General features: G+C 72.6%; 1 protein-coding gene and 1 pseudogene. Both read right to left on the reverse strand.

All coding sequences use genetic code 11. The annotated features are described in order from the left end of the window. Positions 1 to 93: 93 nt before the first annotated feature. Positions 94 to 1140, reverse strand: coding sequence for a zinc-dependent metalloprotease (locus ACFFCN_RS18660; protein ID WP_375494118.1), 1047 nt, complete (start codon positions 1138 to 1140; stop codon positions 94 to 96). 43 nt (positions 1141 to 1183) lie between these two features. Next, positions 1184 to 1837 (reverse strand): annotated as a pseudogene (gene dacB / locus ACFFCN_RS18665) (D-alanyl-D-alanine carboxypeptidase/D-alanyl-D-alanine-endopeptidase); the annotation flags it as partial. Positions 1838 to 1851: the final 14 nt, after the last annotated feature.

Genomic DNA, 1851 nt, shown 5'->3' on the forward strand with positions numbered 1-1851 from the left:
CCCCACCCCGGTGATCAACAGTAGGAAATGGTCGCCAGAGCGACCGAAACCTACTGTTGATCAACGAGAGGTGCGGGAGGGCGGTCGGCACGGTCAGGCGTGCACGCGCGCGATCCAGCGCTGCGGTTCGGCGATCTCGGCCTTGGTGGGCAGCGTCTGCGGTGAGGTCCAGATGGCATTGAAGTCGTCGAGCCCGATCCGGCCGACGACGTCGCGCACGAACGCGGAACCGTCGACGTACTGCCGGGTCTTCGCCTCCATGCCGAGCAGCCGGCGCAGCAACCGGTCCAGCGGATTGCCGCCCTTGCGCCGCCGCGATGCGAAACGGCTCTCGATCGTCTTCTGGGTGGGGATGACGGAATCGGCCACCGAGTTCATGACGTACTCCGCGTGGCCCTCGACGAGGGACATGAAGGCGGTGACGCGGTCGAGCACGGCGCGCTGCTCGGGACTGGCCAGCACGCTGACCACACCGGCGCCGTCGCCCTGCCCGCGCACCACCTTGACCAGCTCGCCGACCGCACCGGACAGCCGCCGGCGCAGTTCGGCGGGGTCGGATTCCACGGTGTCGGTCAGCGCGGTGACCTCGTCGAGCATGTGCTGGCGCAGCCACGGGACGGCGGTGAACTGCACCCGGTGCGTCACCTCGTGCAGGCACACCCACAGCCGGAAGTCGGCCGGGTCGACCTTGAGCTGCCGTTCGACCGCGACGAGATTCGGCGCGACGAGCATCAGCTGGCCGCCGGGCCGGTCGAAGAACTCGAACTGGCCGAGCACCTTGCCGGACAGGAAGCCCAGCACCAGTCCCACCTGGACCCCGGTAAGCCGGCCACCCACCCGCTCGGCGACCTTGCCGACCGGGTTCTCCTCGGTCAGCCGGGAGACGAGCGGGTCCATGATCGTCGCCATGCCACCCGCGTTGGCCTCGACCCACGCGGCGCGGTCGACGACGCGCGTGGCCGCGGTGACGGGCGGCTCCTGCAGGTGCGTCAGCTGCGCGACGTGGTCGGCGGCGTCGGCGCTCGCGCGGTAAAGGGCGTTGACGACCTCGTCGGCCTCGCGTCGGGAAACACCCGGCGAGGTCGGGCTAAATCGCTTCGCCGAGCGCACTGCTACGTCCCAGTCGATGAGCGACGCCATGAGCCCACGCTACCCAGAGCACGCCCGGTCGGCCCGTTGAGACTCAGCGACAGCCGCACCCGGCGAGTCGCGCCACCGCGACGTCCAGCGCCGCTTCGGCGGCCGGGGTCGGCCCGGCACGGCTCGCGATGAACGCGAACCCGAGCAGCGCACCCGCGCGATCGTGGACCACGCCGGCCAGTGAGGACACGCCGGTGAGGGTGCCGGTCTTGGCCCGGACGAGTCCCTGCGCCGCACGTGCCGCCGGTGACCGGTAGCGCTGCGCCAGCGTGCCGGACCACCCGGCGACCGGCAGCGCACCGAGCAGCGCCCGCAATCGGGGCGTGCGGTCGGCGAGACGCAGCACCGCGACCAGCGTCGCGGGAGTGACGGCGTCGCGGCGGGCGAGCCCGCTCGCGTCCACGAACGCGCCGCCCGGGTCGGCACCGAGCCGGCGCAGCACGGATCGGATGGCTGCCGCGGCGCCGAGGAACGTCGGCGGCTGGTGCACGGCGATCGCCACCTGTCGGCCGAGCGTCTCGGCGAGCACGTTGTCCGACTCGTCGAGCATCTGCTCGATGATCGTGCTCAGCGGCGCCGACTCGACGCTCGCCAGCACCGGGGCGCGCGCGGCGGCGGCGTCCTGCGCGGCGCTCCCCCGCACGACGGGCAGCTTCGGCTGCCCGAGGAGCGCGGCGAGCGCGTGCCCGGCCGCGAGGTCGGGCTGTGTGC

The sequence above is a fragment of the uncultured Jatrophihabitans sp. genome (assembly GCF_964246335.1).
Classification (GTDB): domain Bacteria; phylum Actinomycetota; class Actinomycetes; order Mycobacteriales; family Jatrophihabitantaceae; genus Jatrophihabitans.

Coding starts and splice junctions, on each gene's coding strand:
- ACFFCN_RS18660 (WP_375494118.1), bottom strand. CDS start 1,140: ATGGCGTCGCTCATCGACTGGGACGTAGCAGTGCGCTCGGCGAAGCGA.